General features: G+C 72.3%; 19 protein-coding genes and 1 pseudogene. 15 read left to right on the forward strand and 5 right to left on the reverse strand.

Annotated features, from left to right (window positions below; translation table 11 throughout):
- Window positions 1-78: 78 nt before the first annotated feature.
- Both ABD665_RS21505 and ABD665_RS21510 read right to left on the reverse strand, forming a co-directional pair.
- A complete protein-coding gene (locus ABD665_RS21505) occupies window positions 79-1,110 on the reverse strand; it encodes a zinc-dependent alcohol dehydrogenase family protein (protein WP_344743094.1) in 1,032 nt (343 codons plus the stop codon).
- A 55-nt stretch (window positions 1,111-1,165) separates the two neighbouring features.
- Window positions 1,166-2,032, reverse strand: coding sequence for a class II fructose-bisphosphate aldolase (locus tag ABD665_RS21510; protein ID WP_204910991.1), 867 nt, complete (start codon window positions 2,030-2,032; stop codon window positions 1,166-1,168).
- 88 nt (window positions 2,033-2,120) lie between these two features.
- Here ABD665_RS21510 and ABD665_RS21515 point away from each other — a divergent pair, with 88 nt between their 5' ends.
- Window positions 2,121-3,449, forward strand: coding sequence for an isochorismate synthase (locus ABD665_RS21515; RefSeq protein ID WP_204910992.1), 1,329 nt, complete (start codon window positions 2,121-2,123; stop codon window positions 3,447-3,449).
- 2 nt (window positions 3,450-3,451) lie between these two features.
- Window positions 3,452-4,033 carry an NTP transferase domain-containing protein gene (mobA, locus tag ABD665_RS21520; protein WP_204910993.1) on the forward strand — a complete coding sequence of 194 codons (582 nt, stop codon included), beginning with the start codon at window positions 3,452-3,454 and terminating at the stop codon, window positions 4,031-4,033.
- 41 nt (window positions 4,034-4,074) lie between these two features.
- Here mobA and ABD665_RS21525 read toward each other — a convergent pair whose 3' ends face one another.
- From ABD665_RS21525 to ABD665_RS21535, 3 genes are read right to left on the reverse strand one after another with little or no spacing between them, the layout of a single operon-like run.
- Window positions 4,075-5,610, reverse strand: coding sequence for a DHA2 family efflux MFS transporter permease subunit (locus ABD665_RS21525; protein WP_204910994.1), 1,536 nt, complete (start codon window positions 5,608-5,610; stop codon window positions 4,075-4,077).
- Entirely contained in the window at window positions 5,607-6,230 is a 624-nt protein-coding gene (locus tag ABD665_RS21530; RefSeq protein WP_204910995.1) for a helix-turn-helix transcriptional regulator, read from the reverse strand. Before ABD665_RS21530 ends, ABD665_RS21525 begins: the two co-directional genes overlap by 4 nt.
- A 60-nt stretch (window positions 6,231-6,290) precedes the next feature.
- A complete protein-coding gene (locus tag ABD665_RS21535) occupies window positions 6,291-7,526 on the reverse strand; it encodes a geranylgeranyl reductase family protein (RefSeq protein ID WP_204910996.1) in 1,236 nt (411 codons plus the stop codon).
- A gap of 316 nt (window positions 7,527-7,842) precedes the next feature.
- Between ABD665_RS21535 and ABD665_RS21540 the strand changes: the two genes are divergently transcribed.
- From ABD665_RS21540 to ABD665_RS21600, 13 genes and pseudogenes are all read left to right on the forward strand, one after another.
- Window positions 7,843-8,202 carry an NADH-quinone oxidoreductase subunit A gene (locus tag ABD665_RS21540; RefSeq protein WP_204910997.1) on the forward strand — a complete coding sequence of 120 codons (360 nt, stop codon included), beginning with the start codon at window positions 7,843-7,845 and terminating at the stop codon, window positions 8,200-8,202.
- A gap of 168 nt (window positions 8,203-8,370) precedes the next feature.
- The gene (locus ABD665_RS21545) at window positions 8,371-8,925 is read left to right on the forward strand and encodes an NADH-quinone oxidoreductase subunit NuoB (protein ID WP_204910998.1); all 555 of its coding nucleotides are present in this window, start codon (window positions 8,371-8,373) and stop codon (window positions 8,923-8,925) included.
- Between the two features lie 59 nt (window positions 8,926-8,984).
- Window positions 8,985-9,818, forward strand: a complete 834-nt coding sequence (locus ABD665_RS21550) for an NADH-quinone oxidoreductase subunit C (protein ID WP_204913781.1) — start codon at window positions 8,985-8,987, stop codon at window positions 9,816-9,818.
- Window positions 9,818-11,224: an NADH-quinone oxidoreductase subunit D gene (locus ABD665_RS21555; protein WP_204910999.1), complete on the forward strand. Its 1,407-nt coding sequence runs from the start codon at window positions 9,818-9,820 to the stop codon at window positions 11,222-11,224. Before ABD665_RS21550 ends, ABD665_RS21555 begins: the two co-directional genes overlap by 1 nt.
- Window positions 11,225-11,292: 68 nt before the next feature.
- Window positions 11,293-12,036, forward strand: coding sequence for an NADH-quinone oxidoreductase subunit NuoE (gene nuoE, locus ABD665_RS21560; protein WP_204913782.1), 744 nt, complete (start codon window positions 11,293-11,295; stop codon window positions 12,034-12,036).
- Window positions 12,033-13,352, forward strand: coding sequence for an NADH-quinone oxidoreductase subunit NuoF (gene nuoF, locus ABD665_RS21565; protein ID WP_204911000.1), 1,320 nt, complete (start codon window positions 12,033-12,035; stop codon window positions 13,350-13,352). The genes nuoE and nuoF overlap by 4 nt, the downstream gene beginning before the upstream one ends.
- Window positions 13,349-15,871 (forward strand): NADH-quinone oxidoreductase subunit G, encoded by a 2,523-nt coding sequence (locus ABD665_RS21570; protein ID WP_204911001.1) that lies wholly within the window; start codon window positions 13,349-13,351, stop codon window positions 15,869-15,871. Before nuoF ends, ABD665_RS21570 begins: the two co-directional genes overlap by 4 nt.
- On the forward strand, window positions 15,868-17,202 hold the full coding sequence (nuoH, locus tag ABD665_RS21575; RefSeq protein ID WP_204911002.1) for an NADH-quinone oxidoreductase subunit NuoH: 1,335 nt from the start codon (window positions 15,868-15,870) through the stop codon (window positions 17,200-17,202). Before ABD665_RS21570 ends, nuoH begins: the two co-directional genes overlap by 4 nt.
- Window positions 17,202-17,861 carry an NADH-quinone oxidoreductase subunit NuoI gene (gene nuoI, locus ABD665_RS21580; RefSeq protein WP_204911003.1) on the forward strand — a complete coding sequence of 220 codons (660 nt, stop codon included), beginning with the start codon at window positions 17,202-17,204 and terminating at the stop codon, window positions 17,859-17,861. The genes nuoH and nuoI overlap by 1 nt, the downstream gene beginning before the upstream one ends.
- Window positions 17,861-18,757 carry an NADH-quinone oxidoreductase subunit J gene (locus ABD665_RS21585; RefSeq protein WP_204911004.1) on the forward strand — a complete coding sequence of 299 codons (897 nt, stop codon included), beginning with the start codon at window positions 17,861-17,863 and terminating at the stop codon, window positions 18,755-18,757. The genes nuoI and ABD665_RS21585 overlap by 1 nt, the downstream gene beginning before the upstream one ends.
- Entirely contained in the window at window positions 18,754-19,050 is a 297-nt protein-coding gene (gene nuoK, locus ABD665_RS21590; protein WP_204911005.1) for an NADH-quinone oxidoreductase subunit NuoK, read from the forward strand. Before ABD665_RS21585 ends, nuoK begins: the two co-directional genes overlap by 4 nt.
- A gap of 12 nt (window positions 19,051-19,062) precedes the next feature.
- Window positions 19,063-20,967, forward strand: coding sequence for an NADH-quinone oxidoreductase subunit L (gene nuoL, locus ABD665_RS21595; protein WP_204911006.1), 1,905 nt, complete (start codon window positions 19,063-19,065; stop codon window positions 20,965-20,967).
- Between the two features lie 13 nt (window positions 20,968-20,980).
- A pseudogene (locus tag ABD665_RS21600) lies at window positions 20,981-21,496 on the forward strand (NADH-quinone oxidoreductase subunit M); the annotation flags it as partial.

Consider the following 21,496-nt stretch of genomic DNA (forward strand, 5'->3'; position numbering starts at 1 on the left):
CGGAGCCGGGGCCACCCGGACCGGTCGGACGAGCCGTCCGGCCCGGGACCACGAGGCCCCGGGCCGACGGCCCACCGGTCAGGGGACGAGCGCGACCTTGCCGGCGCGGCCCTCGGCGGCGAGCTTGTACGCCGCGTCGGCCTCGTCGATGCCGAAGGTGTCGGTGACGATCACCTCGGGGTGCAGGTCCCACACGGGCAGGCGCTCGACCAGCTCGCGCATGTGCTCGAGGCTCGTGACCCAGGACCCGATGATCGTGATCGACGGGTGGATCAGGGTCGGGCTGACCTCGTCGACCGTGAGCCCGTTGCCCTCGCCGACCAGCACCATGCGGCCGCGGGCGCGGAGCAGGCTGATCGCCGTCGCGCGTCCCGGGGCGCTGCCGGAGCAGTCGATGGCGACGTGCGCGCCGGCCCCGAGGACGTCGAGGGCGTCGGCGGCCCGATCGGGCGCGTAGGCGGCGTCGACGGCCCCCAGCTCCAGGGCCAGCGCGCGGCGCTCCGGGCTCGGGTCGACCCCGATCCGTGGGACGGCCCCGAGCTTGCCGCCGAGCAGGCCGGCGGCGAGGCCGACCGGGCCGAGGCCCACGACGGCGAGGCTGTCGCGGCCGCTGACGTTGGCCCGCAGCAGACCCTCGTACGCGGTGCCGAAGCCGCAGGCGACGCAGGCCCCGTCCAGGAACGTCACGAAGTCGGGCAGCACGACGCAGTCGCGCTCCTCGGTCAGGATGAGGTCGGCGTGGCCGCCGTCGCGCTGCCACCCGTACGCCGCGCGGCGCGGCGACGAGCAGCTGATCTGGTAGCCGCGGACGCAGTCGTCGCACTGGCCGCAACCGCTGATGTGGTAGACGCAGACGCGGTCGCCGACCTTGAGCCGGACCGCGTCCGGGCCGACGGCGACGACCTCGCCCGCGGGCTCGTGCCCGGCGACGACGTCCTGGTACATCTCCGCGGGGTCGCCCTGCAGGTGCTCGCGGTAGATGGCGCGGATGTCGGAACCGCAGATGGTCGACGCCTTCATCGCGAGCAGCACCTGGCCGGGTCCGGGGACCGGGTCGGGCACGTCCTTGATGTCGACGTCGGAGTGGCCGGGCAGGTAGACACCGCGCACGGGACGAGCCTCTTCTCTGTAGGTGTGGTCCGGGTTCTGCTGAGGGTGGTGCTGGTCAGGAGGAGCGGGTGCCCGCGAGGGCGACCGTCGAGACGAGCTCGGCGACCACCCCGCTGACGGCCTTGCGGGCCGGCGTCAGGTACTGCCGGGGGTCGGTCACCTTCGGCACGTCCGCCAGGTGCTGCCGGATGGCCTGCGTGAAGGCGACCGTCGTGATCGTGCCGATGTTGACCTTGGTCATCCCCGCGACGACGGCGGCGGCGATGGTGGGCTGGGGCACCCCAGACGACCCGTGCAGGACCAGCGGCACGTCGACGGCGGCACGGAGCCGGGCGACGAGGTCGAGGTCCAGCTCGGCGTCGGCGGTGGTCATGGCGTGCCGGCTGCCGACGGCGACCGCGAGCGCGTCGACCCCGGTGGCGGCCACGTACGCGGCGGCCTGCTCCGGGTCGGTGCGGACGCCGGTCCCGTGGGCGCTCTCGACCTGGCTGGCCTTGCCGCCGACGTAGCCGAGCTCGGCCTCGATGAGCAGGCCGTGCTCGTGCGCCCACCGCGTGGCGTCGAGCGTGGCCGCGACGTTCTCCTCGTACGGCAGCGGCCCGGCGTCGAACATCACGGAGCTGAAGCCGCACTCGGCCGTGCGGTGGAGGAGGTCCACCTGCGTGACGTGGTCGAGGTGCAGCGCGACGTCGACCTGGCTGGTCCGGGCCAGCGCGAGGAGCGCGGCCGTGAGCGGGGCCGGGTCGTCGAGGTGGAACTTCGCCGCGTTCTGGCTGACCTGCAGCACGATCGGCAGGCCCGCCTGCTCGGCGCCGAGCACGGTGCCCTCGGCCTGCTCGAGGGTGATCACGTTGAGGGCGGCGAGACCGGTGCCGCGCGCGTACGCGTCGGCCAGCAGGTCGGCCGTCGTGGCGAGCGTCACCGCCCGGACCCTGCGGTGCGTCGGACGTCACGGAAGGCCGGGTTGCTCGTCATGATCCACCACCCTAGGAGCGCACTACCCTGGAGACGTGAGCAGTCCGGCAGGGGCGACCCCGGTCCCCCCGCGGCTGCGGGTCCGCACCGTCGCGGTGCCCGACCCCGGACCGCTCGTCGCGCTACTCCCCGAGACCGACGCGGTGGCCTGGCTCCGTGGCGGCGACGGGATGGTCGCCTTCGGCGAGGTCGTGCGGCACAAGGCCGCCGGGCCGGGCGACGCCGAGGAGTGGTGGACCGGGCTGGTCGCCGAGAGCGACGTCGAGTCCGACCTGGACGTGACCCTGCCGGGCAGCGGACTCGTCGCCTTCGGCAGCTTCGTCTTCGACCCCGACAACACCGCCGCGTCGTCGGGCATGGTCGTGCCCCGCACCGTCCTCGGACGCCGGGGCGGACGGGCCTGGCTCACCCAGATCGGCCTCGAGGCCGACGAGGAACGTCCCGCGCCCGTCGCGTCCACCCCGCCCGTCGGGCCGGAGGGCGTGCGGTTCGAGGGCGGTTCGCTGACGCCCGAGCAGTGGCGCACGGCCGTGTCGCGCGCGGTCCACGGCATCGCGGGCGGTCTGCTCGACAAGGTGGTGCTGGCCCGCGACCTGGTCGCCGTCGCGCAGGAGGACCTCGACCCGCGCTGGCTCGTCGGACGGCTCAGCGAGACCTATCCGCGGTGCTGGACCTACCTCGTCGACGGCCTGGTCGGCTCGACCCCGGAGATGCTGATCCGGCTCGAGGCCGGCCTCGCCACCTCCCGGGTGCTCGCGGGCACCATCCAGCGGACGGGCGACGGGCGCACGGACCTGGCACGCGCCGACGCCCTGTCCCGGTCGAGCAAGGACCTCGAGGAGCACGAGTACGCCGTGGCGTCCGTGGCGGCCGCCCTCGAACCCTTCTGCACGGCGCTCAACGTCCCCGAGCACCCGTACGTCCTCGAGCTGCCCAACGTGCTGCACCTGGCCAGCGACGTGACCGCCGCCGTCGCGCCGGGCGTCACCGCGCTCGGCCTGGCCGCCGCGCTGCACCCGAGCGCCGCGGTCTGCGGCACGCCGACCGACTCGGCGCGCGAGCTCATCGCGGGCCTCGAGCACCTCGACCGCGAGCGCTACGCCGGTCCGGTGGGCTGGACGGACGCCAGCGGTGCGGGGGAGTGGGCCATCGCCCTGCGCTGCGGGATCCTCGACGAGACCGACCCGCGCCGCATCCGGCTGTTCGCGGGCTGCGGGATCGTGGCGGGCTCCGACCCCGAGGCCGAGTGGGCCGAGGCCCAGTCCAAGCTGGCGCCGATGATCAGTGCTCTGGTCAAGCCCGCCCTCGCCAAGCCCGACCTCGGCCGGTCGGCCTCGCCGACCGCCTCGCCCGACCCCGTCTGAGCGTGCCCGGGACCTGGGTCGTCGTGCTGGCCGGCGGCGCGTCCCGACGGTTCGGCAGCGACAAGCTCGAGGCCGACCTCGACGGACGACCGCTCCTCGACGCCACCCTCGGCTCGGTCCCCGAGGCCCTGCCGGTCCTGGTCGTCGGTCCTGAGCGGGCGGTGCGTCGGCCCGTCCGCTTCGTGCGCGAGGACCCGCCCGGCGGCGGTCCGGCCGCCGCCCTGGTCGCGGGCCTGACCGCAGCGCTCGACGGCGGGGCCGAGGCGATCAGCACGCTCCCGGGCGACGCCCCGGCCGCCGGGACCGCGGTGCCGCTGCTGCTGGCGGCGCTCGACGACGCTGACCTCGTCATGGCCGTCGGTGACGACGGGCAGGTCTTCCCGCTCCAGGTGGCCTGCACGGCGGCCGGTGCCCGACGCGTCCTCGACGGCGCTGGCCCGAGCCGCGGGGCGGGTGCGTCCGTCCGTCGCCTGCTCGAGGCGCTGGACCCGCCGCCGCGCAGGGTCGTCCTGCCCACCGCGGCGCTGCACGACGTCGACACCCCGGCCGACCTGAACCGGATCGGGGCGGGCCCGACCGCGTAGTCGCGGCCGGACCCGCCCCGGGGTCCGCAGTCAGGCGTCCGTCAGGCGGTCGGCGTCGCCAGCTCCTCCGTCGCCCGCCGGGGCGCGGCGGGCGCGTGCCCGCCGGTGCGCTTCGGCAGGGCGAAGACCAGCAGCAGCGCGGCCACGCTGAAGGCGGCGCTGACGGCCATGGCGTTCGAGGCCGCGTGCGTGAAGCCCGAGGCGACCGTGTCCGGCCCGGTGATCAGCAGCGACCCGAAGAGGACGCTGCCGATGATCGCGATACCCACGGCGCTGCCGACCCGCTGCACGGTGGAGACCACGCCGCTGGCCGCTCCGGCCTCGGCGCGGTCGACCGTGGCGATGATGAACTGCGCGTTCGGCGCGATGAACGCCCCGTTCCCGAGCCCGGCGATCAGCAGCGGCGGGAGCAGGTCCCAGTGCGTCAGGCCGGCGCCGTCGCTGCTGCGCAGCAGCAGCCACAGCCAGACCAGCCCGACGCTCAGCAGGCCGGCGCCGATGACGAGCACCGTCCGGCCGAGCTTCTGGGCCAGCTTGTTGCTCTGCGACGAGGCGATGATGCTGCCGATCGCGAACGGGATGGAGACGACGCCGGACGCCAGCGCGCTGTTCCCGAGGCCGGTCTGCCACAGGATCGACAGCGTGAAGAAGATGCTGGTGAACGCGGCGAAGTAGACGAGCGCCAGCACGACGCCGCCGGTGAACGAGGCGTGGCTGAAGAGGTGCGGCGGCACGAGCGGGCTCGCCCCGCGCTTCGTGTAGGCGACCTCCCAGAGCGCGAACACGACCAGCAGCGCGACGCCGGCGACCAGCGTGACGTACGTCCAGGTCGGCCAGCCCTTGTCCTGGCCCTCGATGAGGGGGACGAGCAGGGCGACGAGGCCGACGGTGAGCAGCAGCAGGCCGACCCAGTCGATGCCCGCCTTCGCGGTGGCGTCGGTCGCGTGCTTCGTCGGCAGCAGCAGGGCCGCCGCGACCAGGGTGGCGACGCCGATCGGCAGGTTCACGCCGAAGACGAGCCGCCAGCCGCTCGTCTCGCCGAAGGCCTGGATGATCAGGCCGCCGGCGATGGGGCCGAGCGCAGAGGAGACGCCGATGACGGCGCCCATGATCGCGAACGCCTTACCGCGGACCCGGCCCGGGAAGAGCAGCTGGATGAAGGCGGTGACGGCGGGCACGAAGATGCCGCCGGCCAGGCCCTGGACCACGCGGAACACGACGAGCTGGGTGTCGGACTGCGCGAGACCGCAGGCCGCGCTCGCGAGGGTGAAGAGCGCGATGCCGGTGAAGAAGACCCACTTGTGCCCGATCCGGTCGCCGACGCGACCGGCGGGGATCAGGGCGAGGCCGAAGGCGAGCGCGTAGCCGGAGATGATCCAGCTCAGCGTGGCCTCGGACGCGTCCAGGCTGGTGCGGATCGTGGGCAGGGCCACGTTGACGATCGTCGTGTCCAGCAGGGCGATGAACATGCCGGCCAGCAGCACGACGAGGGCCTGCCAGGAACGCTTGGGGACCTCGGTGGCGGGTGGGCCCCCGTACGCGGGCGGCGCGGCCGGGGTGGTGGTCTGTTCGGTCATCGGTCGGTGTCCTTCGTGGTGCTCGGGTGTGCGGGTGCTGCGGTGGGGAGCGGCTCGGGCGTCTGCGCCCGGAGCCGCTCGTCGGCGACGACGGCGGGAAGTGCGGCGACCAGGTCGGTGTGCCACGCGATCTCGGCGCGGAGCCGGTGCTCGCGGTGCAGCAGGGCGTGGGTCTCGCTGAGGGAGAGGTAGGGGCGGGCGCGCTCGTTCTGCCGCTCGGTGTCCTCGAGCAGGGCCCGCAGCGCGGCCAGGCGGACCTCGAGCGCCCCGGGCAGGTCGTCGAGCCGGGTGGGGTCGGGACGGCTCAGCGCCAGGTCGAAGGGGTCCGGCCGGAAGGCGACCTGCTCCAGGTGCTGGCGGTGCAGCCCGTCGAGGACCTCGCGGCCGGCCGGGGTGATGCCGTAGACCTGCCGCTCGGGGTAGCTGCCCTCGCGCTCGGTCCGGACCTCCGCGAGCAGCCCCTCGGCCGCCAGCCGCTTCAGCGCGCCGTAGAGGGCCCCGACGCTGAAGTCGGTCCAGAGGTGCACGTGCTCCTGCTCGGCCAGCAGCCGGAGCTGGTGGCCGTGCATCTCCCCACGGCGCGCGAGCGCGTCGAGGATGTAGAGGCGGATGGACGACACGGGACTAGTCTCGCACGAGTAGTCGGCCGTCGTGCAACCGTCGGAAGATCGGGGACGCCCTCAGGCGAAGGGCGGGCGGCTCTCCACGGCGACGCTCGCACGGCCGGCGAGGCGCCAGGCGCGGGCGACCACGTCGCGGTCCTCCTCGGTGACGAGGTTGCCCATGACGCGCAGGGCGACGGTCATCAGCACCCGCGAGCGCATGCCGACCGGTCCGAGCCGAGCCAGCAGCCCGGGGACCGTGATCAGCCCGGCCAGCCGCCGCGCGATGCTGAACGACGTGCCGTAGTGCTCGCGCAGCAGCGCCGGCCAGGCCTGCGTCGGGTCCGCGCCGCTCGCGATCAGGTCGGCCGCGAACCGCCCGGTCTCGAGCCCGTAGTCGATGCCCTCGCCGTTCAGCGGGTTCACGCAAGCGGCGGCGTCGCCGACCAGGACCCAGTTGGCCCCGGCGACGCCGCTGACCGCACCGCCCATGGGCAGCAGGGCGGAGGAGGGGTCGCGGACCTCGGGGCCGAGGGCGAAACGGTCGCGCTGCCCGTCGGCGTAGTAGCGCATCAGCGGCTTCAGCGACACGTTCGCGGGGCGCTTCGCGGTCGCGAGCGTCCCGACGCCCACGTTCACGCGGCCTCCGCCGAGCGGGAAGATCCAGCCGTAGCCGGACAGCAGCTCGCCCTGCTCGCCGCGCAGCTCGAGGTGGCTGGAGATCCACTCGTCGTCGTGCCCGGTCTCGGCGTAACCACGGGCCGCGACGCCGTACGCGGTCTCGCGGTGCCAGGTCCGGCCGAGCAGCCGGCCGAGCGGGGACCGCACGCCGTCGGCCACGACCAGGTGGCGGCAGGTGACCTCGACGCGCCCCTCTGCGGTGTCGAGGAGGACGGACCGGACGCGGTCCCCGTCACGCACCACGTCGACGGCGCGGGCGCCGAGGAGCATCCGCGCGCCCGACTCCTCCGCGACCCGGCGGATCCGGTCGTCGAGCTCGGTGCGGGGCACGGCGGAACCGTGGTCCGGCAGGTGGCCGCCGGGCCAGGGCAGCTCGAGGACCTGCCCGAAGCCGTGCGCGCGGAGGCCGCGGTTCGTCACCCGGCCGCGCGCCCACGCCGCGAGCCCGAGCCGGTCCAGCTCGGCCATGGCGCGCGGGGTGAGGCCGTCGCCGCAGGCCTTGTCGCGGGGGAAGTGCGCGGCGTCGGCCAGCAGCACGTCGAGGCCGGCACGGGCGGCCCACGCCGCCGCGGCGGACCCGGCCGGACCGGCGCCCACGACGAGCACCTCGGCGTGCTCGAGACGGTTGCTCACGGTCGGACCACGCCCCGATTCTGCCAGCCGCTCCCAGGCGCCCGCCCGACCTCGCTGATTTTTCGCAGCGCGGACGTTGCGTAATTCTCTGCGTTTCTCCTTGTCGTGGCGCTGTTCGCCTCCCGCGCGGGGAGTCGTACAGTGAGCCGCGGTACTTCGTGAAGGAATTCACGAGCGCCTCCGGAACCGCGTCGGGGGTGTGGGAGGCGTCGCCGTCCCAGGACCGCAGCAGGCTCCAGCGCAGGAGGAGAACGATGACCGTTCTGTCCGCCGTCACCGGCGTGGCCGCGCCGTGCCCGGGTTCCGGGGTGCCCCGATGAGCGGCTACCTGGGAATCGTCATCCTGCTGATCATCGCCACGGGCTTCGTGGCCGTCACCGTCGTGACGAGCCTGCTGGTCGGCCCCAGCCGCTACAACCGGGCCAAGTACGACTCGTACGAGTGCGGCATCGAGCCCACGCCCCAGCCCGTCGGCGGCGGCCGCTTCCCGGTGAAGTACTACATCACCGCGATGCTCTTCATCGTCTTCGACATCGAGATCGTCTTCCTCTACCCGTGGGCCGTCAGCTTCGACCTCATGGGCACCTTCGCGCTCGTCGAGATGGTGCTGTTCATCGTCACCGTCTTCGTCGCGTACTTCTACGTGCTGAGGCGCGGGGGCCTGGAATGGGACTGACGCTCTGTCATGTGGGGGGACGACCCCCCACACCCCCCGGTGGGTATCGCTCGCTGGCGCTCGCGAAACCCGGGCTGCGTCATGTGGGGGGACGACCCCCCACACCCCCCGATGGGAATTCCTCGCTAGCGCTCGGAAAACCCCCCGCTCGTTCGAGAGAGGCCTGACATGGGCGTAGAAGAGCAGCTGCCGACCGGGGTCCTGCTGACCAGCGTCGAGAACATCTTCGGCTACATGCGGAGCGCCTCGTTCTGGCCGGCGACGTTCGGCCTCGCCTGCTGCGCGATCGAGATGATGACCTACGGCGCGCCCCGCTACGACTCGGGCCGCTGGGGGCAGGAGGTCTTCCGCGCCTCGCCGCGCCAGGCCGACCTGATGATCGTCGCCGGGCGCGTGAGCCAGAAGATGGCGCCGGTCCTGCGCCAGATCTACGACCAGATGCCGAACCCGAAGTGGGTGCTCGCCATGGGCGTCTGCGCCAGCACCGGCGGCATGTTCAACAACTACGCGATCGTCCAGGGCGTCGACCACGTCGTGCCCGTCGACATGTACCTGCCCGGCTGCCCGCCGCGGCCCGAGATGCTCATCGACGCGATGTTCAAGCTGCGCGACAAGGTGCGGAACACCCCGATCGGCTACCACGCCACGCTCGCCGCGCAGGAGGCCGAGCAGCTGGCGCTGGAGACCCCGGCGAACAGCGAGCGCAAGGGCCTGCTGCGGTGACGACGGGTCAGAACGCCGACAACGCCAAGGCCGAGGCGGACGCCGCCCAGGCCGAGCGCATGACGGGCGAGTCCGACGCGAACGCGCCGGTCAAGGGCGCCGTCGCCGAGGGCGAGTCCCGCCCCGACGCGGGCACGGAGGCCGGCTCGAAGACCGGCGCGGGCGCCGCCGTGAGCACCGCCTCCACCGACGCGGCGGAGGACGTCGCCGAGACCGAGCAGGCCGTCGCGGCCGTCGAGCCCGAGTCCGAGGTGCTGCGCGTGCAGCACGGCATGTTCGGGGTCAAGGGCACCGGCGACACCTCCGGCTACGGCGGGCTCTCGCGGGCCATCGACTTCCCCTCCGCCGGGCAGCAGCCCTTCGGCGGCTGGTGGGACGAGGTCTACGACCGGATGGGCGCCCTGGCCCCCAACAGCTCCGACGTCATCGAGAAGGTCGTCGTCCACCGCGGCGAGATCACCTTCCACGTCGTCCGCGGCCAGCTCGCGACGCTGGCCCGGCACCTGCGCGACGACCCGCACCTGCGCTTCGAGCTCTGCAGCAGCGTGTCCGGCGTGCACTACCCGGCCGACTCCGGGCGCGAGCTGCACGCGGTCTACCACCTGCAGTCGATGACCTACAACCGGCGGATCCGGCTCGAGGTCAGCGCCCCGGACGCGGACCCGCACATCCCCTCGGTCGTCCCGACCTACCCGGCCGCGGACTGGCACGAGCGGGAGACGTACGACATGTTCGGGATCGTCTTCGACGGCCATCCCGCTCTGACGCGCATCCTGATGCCCGACGACTGGCCGGGCCACCCGCAGCGCAAGGACTACCCGCTCGGTGGCATCGAGGTGGAGTACCACGGTGCGACCGTCCCGCCGCCGGACCAGCGCAGGAGCTACACCTGATGAGCACCACGACCACCGGCCCGTTCGCGCAGGGCAAGGCGACCGTCGATCCCGACGCGGCCCGCGAGGACCCCTTCGCCACCGGGCCCGCCGAGGAGCCCGGAACGGCCGAGGGCCACGTCTACACCGTGACCGGCCAGGACTGGGACACGATCGCCGACGACCAGGCCGAGCGCGGCGACGAGCGGATCGTCGTCAACATGGGCCCGCAGCACCCGTCGACGCACGGCGTGCTCCGCCTGATCCTCGAGATGGAGGGTGAGTCGGTCACCGAGGCCCGCTGCGGCATCGGCTACCTGCACACCGGCATCGAGAAGAACATGGAGTTCCGCTCCTGGACGCAGGGCGTCACCTTCTGCACGCGGATGGACTACCTCTCCCCGTTCAGCCAGGAGACGAGCTACTGCCTGGGCGTCGAGCGGCTGCTCGACATCGAGGACCAGATCCCCGAGCGGGCGAGCATCATCCGCGTGATGATGCTGGAGCTCAACCGCATCTCCTCGCACCTGGTCTGCCTCGCCACCGGCGGGATGGAGATCGGTGCCCTGACGGTCATGACGATCGGCTTCCGCGAGCGCGAGATGGTCCTCGACGTCTTCGAGGCGATCACCGGCCTGCGCATGAACCACGCGTACATCCGTCCCGGCGGCGTCGCGCAGGACCTGCCGAAGGGCGGGCTCGACAAGGTCCGCGACCTCGTCGCCTGGATGCGCAAGCACCTGCCCGAGTACGCGGCCTTCTGCAACGAGAACCCGATCTTCAAGGGGCGCCTCTCCGGCGTCGGCGAGCTCGACCTCGCCGGCTGCCTCGCCCTCGGCGTCACCGGCCCGCCGCTGCGCGCCACCGGCTACGACTGGGACCTGCGCAAGAAGCAGCCCTACTGCGGCTACGAGACCTACGACTTCGACGTGCAGACCTGGGACACCAAGGACGCGTACGGACGGTTCCGGATCCGCGTCAACGAGATGTGGGAGAGCCTCAAGATCGTCGAGCAGTGCGTCGAGCGCCTCGAGCGCACCGAGGGCCAGCCCGTGATGGTGGCCGACGCCAAGATCGCGTGGCCCGCGCAGCTCGCCGTCGGCAGCGACGGCATGGGCAACTCGAACGAGCACATCCGCCACATCATGGGGCAGTCCATGGAGGCCCTGATCCACCACTTCAAGCTGGTGACCGAGGGGTTCCGGGTGCCGCCGGGGCAGGCGTACGTCCCGGTCGAGTCGCCCCGCGGCGAGCTCGGCGCGCACGTCGTGAGCGACGGCAGCACGAAGCCGTTCCGGGCGCACTTCCGCGACCCGAGCTTCTCCAACCTGCAGGCCATGCCCGCCCTCTGCGAGGGCGCGATGGTGTCCGACGTCGTGGTGGCTGTCGCCAGCCTCGACCCCGTCATGGGAGGGGTGGACCGATAGTGGCCGAGCTCCTGGAACCGCGGCCGGGCGCCGCCGGTCGGCACGTCGGTGGGAACACCGAGGAGCCGATGGGCCACGGCGAGATGAAGAGCTACTTCGACGAGCCGAGCCTCGACTACGAGGTCACGCAGACCCTCATCGACGACGGCGTGCGCGCGGAGCTCGCGCAGATCGCCGCGCGCTACCCGCAGGCGCGGTCGGCGCTGCTGCCGATGCTGCACCTCGTGCAGAGCGTCGAGGGGCGGGTGACCCCGGCCGGGATCGAGGCGTGCGCCGAGATCCTCGGGCTGTCGACCGCGGACGTGTCCGGCGTCGCGACCTTCTACACGATGTACAAGCGCAAGCCGGTCGGGAAGTACCACGTCGGGGTCTGCACGACCGCCCTGTGCGCGGTGCTCGGCGGCGACGAGGTCTACTCCCGGCTGCAGAGCCACCTCGGGATCGGCAACGACGAGACCACCGAGGACGGGATGGTCACGCTCGAGCACCTCGAGTGCAACGCGGCCTGCGACATGGCCCCGGTGATGATGGTCAACTGGGAGTTCTTCGACGGCACCACCCCGCAGCGCGCCTGCGAGGTCGTCGACGCCCTGCGCGCCGGCGAGGAGGTCACCCCGACCCGCGGGGCGCGCGTCGTGACCTGGCAGCAGGCCGAGCGGGTGCTCGCCGGCTTCCCCGACGGCCGTGCCGACGAGGGACCCACCTCCGGCCCGACGTCGCGGCTGGGCCTGCGCATCGCCGCCGAACGCGGCTGGAGCGCACCCGACCCCGCGAACCTCCCGACCAGCGACGAGACCGAGGAGACCCGGTGACCGACGTGCTGACCCCCGTCCTGACGGCGAACTGGGGCGACGACCGCGCCTGGAAGATCGGCAACTACGAGCGCCGCGGAGGCTACGAGGCGCTGCGCACCGCGCTCACCATGGAACCCGCCGATGTCGTCTCGGTGGTCAAGGACTCGGGCCTGCGCGGCCGCGGCGGCGCGGGCTTCCCGACCGGCATGAAGTGGTCCTTCATCCCGCAGGACAACCCCAAGCCCAAGTACCTCGTGGTCAACGCCGACGAGTCCGAGCCGGGCACCTGCAAGGACATCCCGCTGATGATGGCCTCGCCCCACACCCTGGTCGAGGGCGTGATCATCTCCGCGTACGCGATCCGCGCGAACACCGCCTTCATCTACGTCCGCGGCGAGGTCCTGCACGTCGTCCGCCGCCTGCAGCAGGCGGTGCGCGAGGCGTACTCGGCGGGCTACTGCGGCACCAACGTGCTGGGCACCGGCTACGACCTCGAGATCATCGTGCACGCCGGGGCCGGTGCCTACATCTGCGGCGAGGAGACGGCGCTGCTCGACTCGCTCGAGGGCCGCCGGGGCCAGCCGCGGCTGCGCCCGCCCTTCCCCGCGGTCGCCGGCCTGTACGCGAGCCCGACCGTGATCAACAACGTCGAGTCGATCGCGTCGGTGCCGAGCATCATCCGCAACGGCGCGGCCTGGTTCTCCTCGATGGGCACCGAGAAGTCCAAGGGCATGACGATCTACTCGCTCTCGGGCCACGTCACCAACGCCGGGCAGTTCGAGGCGCCGCTCGGCATCACGCTGCGCGAGCTGCTCGACCTCGCCGGGGGGATCCGCGCGGGCCACGAGCTGAAGTTCTGGACGCCCGGCGGGTCCTCGACGCCGATGCTGACGCCCGAGCACCTCGACGTGCCCCTCGACTACGAGGGCGTGGCGGCGCAGAAGTCGATGCTCGGCACCAAGGCGCTGCAGTGCTTCGACGAGACGACCTCGGTCGTCCGCGTGGTGCTGCGCTGGACCGAGTTCTACAAGCACGAGTCCTGCGGCAAGTGCACGCCGTGCCGCGAGGGCACCTGGTGGCTCGTCCAGATCCTGCACCGCCTCGAGGCGGGCCACGGCGAGGAGGGCGACATCGAGAAGCTGCTCGACCTCTGCGAGAACATCCTCGGCCGCTCCTTCTGCGCCCTCGGCGACGGCGCGACCTCGCCGATCAGCTCGGCGATCAAGTTCTTCCGTCCCGAGTTCGAGGCCGGCATGCACACCCCGGCCTGGGAGCTCTTCCCGTACGAGGCCAGCACCACCTTCGTCCGCGAGCCGGCAGGAGCGCAGGCGTGACCGTCACCGCCAAGCCCACGACCGGTTCCGGGGGCGGGGGAGAGCTCGCCCAGCGCGAGGACCTCGTCACGCTGACCATCGACGACGTCGAGGTGTCGGTGCCCAAGGGCACGCTCGTGATCCGCGCCGCCGAGCTCATCGGCGTGGCCATCCCGCGCTTCTGCGACCACCCGCTGCTCGACCCGGTCGGCGCCTGCCGCCAGTGCCTCGTCGAGGTGCCGGACGCCGGGAACGGCCGCGGGATCCCCAAGCCGCAGGCCTCCTGCACCCTCGAGGTCGCGGCGGGCATGGTCGTCAAGACCCAGGTGACGTCGCCGGTGGCCGACAAGGCGCAGCACGGGAACATGGAGTTCCTGCTCGTCAACCACCCGCTCGACTGCCCGATCTGCGACAAGGGCGGCGAGTGCCCGCTGCAGAACCAGTCGATGTCGAACGGCTACGGCGAGAGCCGCTTCACCGACGTGAAGCGGACCTACCCCAAGCCCGTCGCGATCTCGCCGAACGTGCTGCTCGACCGCGAGCGCTGCGTCCTCTGCGCGCGCTGCACCCGCTTCTCCGAGCAGGTGGCGGGCGACCCGTTCATCTCGCTGATCGAGCGCGGCGCGCTGCAGCAGGTCGGCATCTACGAGCGCGAGCCGTTCCAGTCCTACTTCTCCGGCAACACCATCCAGATCTGCCCGGTCGGCGCCCTCACCAGCGCCGAGTACCGGTTCCGCTCGCGCCCGTTCGACCTCGTCTCCACGCCGTCCGTCGGCGAGCACGACGCGTGCGGCTCCGCGATCCGCGTCGACCACCGCCGCGGCCGCGTCATGCGCCGCCTGGCCGGGGACGACCCCGAGGTCAACGAGGAGTGGATCACCGACAAGGACCGCTTCGCCTTCGCGTACGGGCGGGGCGACGACCGGCTCACGAGGCCGCTGGTCCGTGAGGACGGCGTGCTGCGGCCCGCCTCGTGGCCCGAGGCGCTCGACGCCGCGGTCGACGGGCTCCTCGCCGCCGGTGCCGGGTCACACGGGCACCGGATCGGCGTGCTGACCGGCGGCCGGCTGACGCTCGAGGACGCGTACGCCTACAGCAAGTTCGCGCGCGGCGTCCTCGGCACGAACACGATCGACTTCCGGTCCCGCCCGCACAGCGCGGAGGAGGCCGACTTCCTGGCCGCCGTCGTCGCCGGCTCGGGCCGCGGCGTCACGTACGGCGACCTCGAGACCGCCTCGTCGGTGCTGCTGGTCAGCCTCGAGCCCGAGGAGGAGGCCGGCGCGATCTTCCTGCGCCTGCGCAAGGCGTGGCGCAGGCGCGGCCTCGTCTCGGCGACCCTCGCGCCCTACCTCACCCGCGGTGCGGCGAAGGCGGGCTCGACGCTCGTGCCGACCGTGCCCGGTGCCGAGGCGGCGTGGCTGGACGGCTGGTCCTCCGCGACGGGCGTGCCGCTGGACTCGGGTTCGGTGATCCTCGTCGGCGAGCGCGCCGCCGCCCTCTCGGGCACCCTGAGCGCCGTCCTGCGGCTCGCGGAGCGCACCGGCGCCAGGCTCGCCTGGGTGCCGCGCCGCGCGGGTGACCGGGGCGCGGTCGAGGCGGGCTGCCTGCCCACCCTGCTGCCCGGCGGCCGTCCGGTCGCCGACCCCTCGGCCCGCGTCGACGTCGCCTCCACCTGGGGGATCGGGTCCCTGCCGCGCGCCGAGGGCGGCGACGGGGACGAGATGCTCGTCGGCGCCGCGCAGGGCGCGCTCGCCGCGCTCGTCGTCGGCGGGGTCGACCCGAACGACCTGGCCGACCCGGCCGCCGCGGTCGACGGGCTCGAGCGCGTCGGCTTCGTCGTCAGCCTGGAGACGCGGGCCTCGCTCGTCACCGAGCGGGCCGACGTGGTGCTGCCCGTCTCGCTGATGGCCGAGCGGTCCGGGACCTTCGTGGACTGGGAGGGCCGTCGACGGCCGTTCCCGGTCGTGCTCGACGCCCCCAACGCGATGTCCGACCTGCGCGTGCTCGCCGCCCTCGCCGACGCGATGGGCAGGCCGCTGGGGTTCCGGAGCCCGGCCGCCGCGCTCGCGGAGCTCGACGAGCTCGGACCGTGGGACGGCAGCCCGGCCCCGGTGCCCGCCTTCGGCGCCGGCGCGGCCGCCACGGGTCACGGCGACCAGCTCGTCCTGGCCACCTGGCGCCTGCACCTCGACGACAGCCGCGCGCTGGCCGGCGAGCCCTACCTGGCCGCCACCGCGCGCCCGCCGGTGGCTCGGGTCAGCCCGCGCACGGCGACGTCGCTCGGTGTGCGCCCCGGGCCCGACGGGACGACCGGGATCGACGCCGTCCTGACGAACGACCGCGGCGACCTCACGCTGCCGCTGGTCGTGGAGCCCGGGATGGTCGACGGGGTCGTCTGGGTGCCGGCCCGGTCCGCCGGGCTCGCGGTCTCGGAGAACCTCGCTCTCCTGCCCGGTGACCTCGTGCAGGTCGGGGTCGAGAGCAGGCCCCGACGGCAGGCCCCGGACACGCCGACGCAGGAAGCAGAGGCCACCGCATGACCCCGCTCGACCTCACGCCCTTCTTCAACGACCTCTGGTGGGTCGTGCTGATCAAGGCGCTCTTCGCCTTCGTCCTGCTGATGGTGCTGACGCTCTTCACGATCGTGTACGAGCGCAAGGTCGTCGGCCTGATGCAGCACCGCAAGGGCCCGACGATGAACGGCCCCTTCGGCTCGCTGCAGTCTCTGGCCGACGGCATGAAGCTGATGTTCAAGGAGGACTTCACCCCGAAGGCCGCCGAGAAGGTCGTCTTCACGCTGGCGCCGTTCGTCTCGGCCATCCCCGCCGTCGTGGCGATCTCGGTGATCCCGATCGCCGGCGAGGTCCGCGTCCCCTTCACCGACATCCGGACGCCGCTGCAGGTCACGGACCTCCCGGTCTCGGTGCTCTTCATCGTGGCGCTGGCCTCGATCGGCGTCTACGGGATCGTGCTGGCGGGCTGGTCCTCCGGCTCCACGTACGCGCTGCTCGGCTCGCTGCGCTCGAGCGCCCAGGTGATCAGCTACGAGGTCGCGATGGGCCTCGCGCTGGTCGGGGTGTTCCTCTACGCCGGCTCGCTGTCGACCTCGGAGATCGTCGCCGCGCAGGCGGTGCCGCGGGTGTCGCTCTTCGGCCACGAGTACCCGATCTGGTTCTGCCTGCAGCTGCTGCCGTCCTTCGCGATCTACCTGATCTCGATGGTCGGCGAGACGAACCGCGCCCCCTTCGACCTCCCCGAGGCCGAGGGCGAGCTGGTCGGCGGCTTCCACACCGAGTACTCCTCGATGCGCTTCGCCATGTTCTTCATGGCCGAGTACATGAACATGATCACGGTCTCGGCCCTGGCCACGACGCTGTTCCTCGGCGGCTGGCACGCGATCTTCCCGTTCAACCTGATCCCGGGCGCGGACGCCGGCTACCTCGGCATCGTGTGGTTCCTGATCAAGATGCTCGTGCTGCTGTTCGTCTTCGTCTGGCTGCGCGGCACCCTGCCGCGGCTGCGCTACGACCAGTTCATGCGGTTCGGGTGGAAGTGGCTCATCCCGGTCTCGCTGGTCTGGATCGTCCTGATCGCGGCGCTGCGCGTGAACCGCACCTTCCTGCTCGGCGGCCTCGGGGTCGTCGTCGCGGTGCTGCTGGTGGCGACGTTCTTCAGCAAGGGCGAGGAGAAGGAGGCCCCGGAGGCGCCGGAGGAGTTCGACGCGTTCGCCGGCGGCTTCCCCGTCCCGCCGCAGGGTGACGAGGTGCTGCCCGAGCTGGCGCAGCTCGTCCCGTCCGGGCCGACCGGTGCGGGTGCGCCCCCGGCGGACGAGCCGCAAGGCTCCCGAGCAGAAGAGGAAGGGCGGTCCTGATGGGCCTCTTCGACCCCGTGGCGGGGTTCGGCGTCACGTTCAAGACCATGTTCCGCAAGACGTTCACCGAGGAGTACCCGAACAAGCCCAAGGTGACCGCCCCACGGTTCCACGGGCGTCACCAGCTGAACCGCTGGCCCGACGGGCTCGAGAAGTGCGTCGGCTGCGAGCTGTGCGCGTGGGCCTGCCCCGCGGACGCGATCTACGTCGAGGGCGCGCAGAACACCGAGGAGGAGCGCTTCTCCCCGGGCGAGCGCTACGGCCGCGTCTACCAGATCAACTACCTGCGCTGCATCCTCTGCGGGCTGTGCATCGAGGCGTGCCCCACCCGGGCCCTGACGATGACCAACGAGTTCGAGCTGGCCGACGACAGTCGCTCCGCGCTGATCTACGACAAGGACGACCTCCTCGGCCCGCTGCTGCCGGGCATGGAGCAGCCGCCGCACCCGCGGCGCCTCGGCGACGACGAGCAGGTCTACTTCCTCGGCCTGCCCGCCATGGGCACGCCGGACGACCGCGCGGGCGACATCAGCGGCTTCGTCCCGGAACCGGTCAACGCCGGCTACGAGAACCGGCGCAAGCACCAGGGCGGTCGTCCGAACCCGCAGGACCGGACCAGCTCCGTCCAGCCGAACACCAGCAACGGGGGCATCTTCTGATGGGCGCGCAGATCGCCTTCTGGCTGCTGGCGCCGGTGATGATCCTGGGCGCGCTCGGGATGATCCTGGCCCGCAAGCCGGTCCACTCCGCGCTGTGCCTGGCGGCGGTGATGATCTCGCTCGCGGTGCAGTACGCCGCGCTGGACGCCCCGTTCCTCTTCGCCGTGCAGATCATCGTCTACACCGGCGCGATCCTCATGCTGTTCCTCTTCGTGCTGATGCTCGTCGGCGTCGACGCGGCCGACTCGCTGGTGGAGACCATCCGCGGGCAGCGGCCGCTGGCCATCCTGGCCGGCGTGGGCTTCGGCCTCCTGCTCGTGCTCGCGGTGGGCCGGGCGGTCGTCGGTCCCGACATCGGCCTCGTCGCCGACAACCAGGCGTACGGCGGCAACGTCCAGGGCCTCGCGAACCTGATCTTCACCAAGTACGTGATCGCCTTCGAGGCCACGTCGGCGCTGCTGATCACCGCCGCGGTCGGTGCGATGGTGCTCGCGCACCGCGAGCGTCTGACCAAGCGCAAGACCCAGGGCGACCTGGTGGGGGAGCGCATGAAGCGCTACGCGGAGACCGGGCAGCACCCGGGCCCGCTGCCCACGCCCGGCGTGTACGCCCGGCACAACGCGGTCGACACCCCGGCCCTGCTGCCCGACGGCACCCTCAGCGAGCTCTCGGTCTCGGCCACGCTGCGCAACCGCAGCGGCCAGCCGGACCGGCGCGACCTCGTACGCCCGATCCAGCGCACGATCGCCGAGCTCCAGGCCGACGGCGAGCTGCCGCAGGTGACGAAGCCCGGCGCGGCGCTGACCCGGCGGGCCGACCTGCTGCCCCCGGAGGACCGGAAGCACCACGGCGACACCCCCGGCCCCGGGGCCGAGCCCGACGGAGGGACGGCATGACCGACCACTACATCGTCCTGTCCGCGGTGCTGTTCGCGATCGGGACGATCGGCTTCATGACGCGGCGCAACGCGATCGTCGCGTTCATGTGCGTGGAGCTGATGCTCAACGCCTCGAACCTGGCCCTGGTCGCCTTCTCGCACAAGACCGGCGCGTTGGACGGGCAGATCGCCGCCTTCTTCGTCATGGTGGTGGCCGCCGCCGAGGTCGTGGTGGGGCTGGCGATCATCGTCACGATCTTCCGGACCCGGCGGTCGGCCTCCATCGACGACGCCAACCTGCTGAAGTTCTGAGTCGAGGAAGACATGGAATCAGTGACGCCCGTCCTGGGGACGGGCCTCTTCACCCTGGCCTGGCTGCTCATCGCCGTGCCCGCCGCGAGCGCCGCGGTCCTGCTGCTGGTCGGCCGGGCCGGCGACCGCTGGGGCCACTACCTCGGCACGCTCGCGCCGATCGTCTCCTTCGTGCTGGGCGTCGTCTACTTCGCCTCGCTGCTCGGGCGTGACGAGGCGCAGCGCTCGGTGAGCGTCCCGCTCTACGACTGGATCACCTCGGGCGACTGGAACATCCGGGTCGGGCTCCAGCTCGACCAGCTGTCGATCGTCTTCGTGCTGCTGATCACGGGCGTCGGCAGCCTGATCCACGTCTACTCGATCGGCTACATGGCGCACGACCCGCGCCGGCGCCGGTTCTTCGGCTTCCTGAACCTCTTCGTCGCCTCGATGCTGCTGCTCGTCCTGGCCGACAACTACCTCGTGCTGTTCGTCGGGTGGGAGGGCGTGGGCCTCGCGTCCTACCTCCTCATCGGCTTCTGGCAGGAGCGGCCGAGCGCGGCGACGGCGGCCAAGAAGGCGTTCGTGGTCAACCGCGTCGGCGACCTCGGCATGTCCCTCGCCGTGATGCTGATGCTCGCGGCCTTCGGCTCGTCGGCCTTCGTCGACGTGAACGCCGGGGTGAACGAGCTCAGCGTGCCGCTGGCCACCACCCTCGGCCTGCTCCTCCTGCTGGGGGCCTGCGGCAAGTCGGCGCAGGTGCCGCTGCAGTCCTGGCTGCTCGACGCCATGGAGGGCCCGACCCCGGTCTCGGCCCTCATCCACGCCGCGACGATGGTCACCGCCGGCGTCTACCTGGTCGTCCGCAGCCACGCGATCTTCATCCACGCCCCCGCCGCGAGCGAGGTGGTCGTGATCGTCGGCACCGTGACGCTGCTCTTCGGCGCGTGGATCGGCTGCGCGAAGGACGACATCAAGAAGGTCCTGGCCGGCTCCACGATGAGCCAGATCGGCTACATGATGCTGGCCGCCGGCATCGGCCCGGCCGGGTACGCCTTCGCGATCTTCCACCTGCTGACCCACGGCTTCTTCAAGGCCAACATGTTCCTGGGGGCCGGCTCGGTCATGCACGCGATGGACGACGACGTCGACATGCGCCACTACGGCGCCCTGGCCCGGGCGCTGCCGATCACCTTCGTGACCTTCGCCGCCGGCTACCTGGCGATCATCGGCTTCCCGTTCTTCGCCGGCTTCTACTCCAAGGACCACATCATCGAGGCGGCGTTCCACGCCAGCCCGGTCGCCGGCACCTGCGCGTTGATCGGCGCCGGGGTCACCGCGTTCTACATGACGCGGCTGATGCTCATGACCTTCGCCGGCGACAAGCGCTGGCGCGAGGGCGTGCACCCGCACGAGTCCCCTCTGGTGATGACCATCCCGCTGATCGTGCTCGGGGCCGCGTCGGTCCTCGGCGGTGTGCTCCTCAACGGCTGGATCGCCGAGTGGCTCAACCCGGCGGTGCAGGGCGAGGCCGAGACCGAGGGCCTGATCCACTTCACGGCGATCGGAGCCGTGACGATGCTCGTCGTGCTGGCCGGCATCGCGGTGAGCTTCCTCTTCTTCGGCCCGCGGAAGACCATCGCCGACGTCCAGCCGGCCACCCGCTCGCCCTTCGTGCGGGCCGGCCGTCGGGACCTGTACGGGGACGCCTTCAACGAGGCGGTGTTCATGCGGCCGGGCATCCGGATGACGCAGGACGTCGCCCGGTTCGACGCCGGCGTGGTCGACGGCGTCGCCAACGGGACGGGCGCCGTGATCAGCAACTTCTCGAGCCGCCTCCGTCGGGTGCAGAACGGCTTCGTCCGCTCGTACGCGCTCACCATGACCGCCGGCGCGGCCGTGGTCGGCGCCATCATCCTGCTCGGCCGGCTGGGCTGAGGAAGGACGCGACATGAACACCACCTCCGGAGTCCCCTGGCTCACCGTCCTGGCCCTGCTGCCGACGATCGGTGCGGTCGTCGTCCTGCTCGGTCGCAGCGCCACCGCCAAGGTCGTCGCGCTCGCGACCTCCCTGGTCACCGTGGTCCTCGCCGTCGTGCTCACCGTCGGGCTGCGCGCCGGCGGCGGCCTGCAGCTCGGCGAGGACGCGGTCTGGATCCGCCCGCTCGGGGCGCACTACGCGCTCGGGCTCGACGGCATCGGCGCGACCCTCGTGCTGCTCGTCTCGATCGTCACCCCGGTCGTCGTGCTGGCGACCTGGGGCGACTACGACCGCGTCGCCGTCACCGAGGGCGGCGCGGCCGACGCTCCCGCACGGCCGGTCGGCGAGCCGGCGCGCTACGACAGCAAGGTCTTCTACGCCCTCGTGCTGGCGGTGCAGACCTGCGCGCTCTACCTCTTCCTCGCCACCGACGTCTTCCTGTTCTACGTCTTCTTCGAGGTCATCCTCGTCCCGATGTACTTCCTC

Origin of the sequence: Microlunatus spumicola (genome assembly GCF_039536445.1) — a bacterium.
In the GTDB taxonomy this organism is placed as follows: domain Bacteria; phylum Actinomycetota; class Actinomycetes; order Propionibacteriales; family Propionibacteriaceae; genus Microlunatus; species Microlunatus spumicola.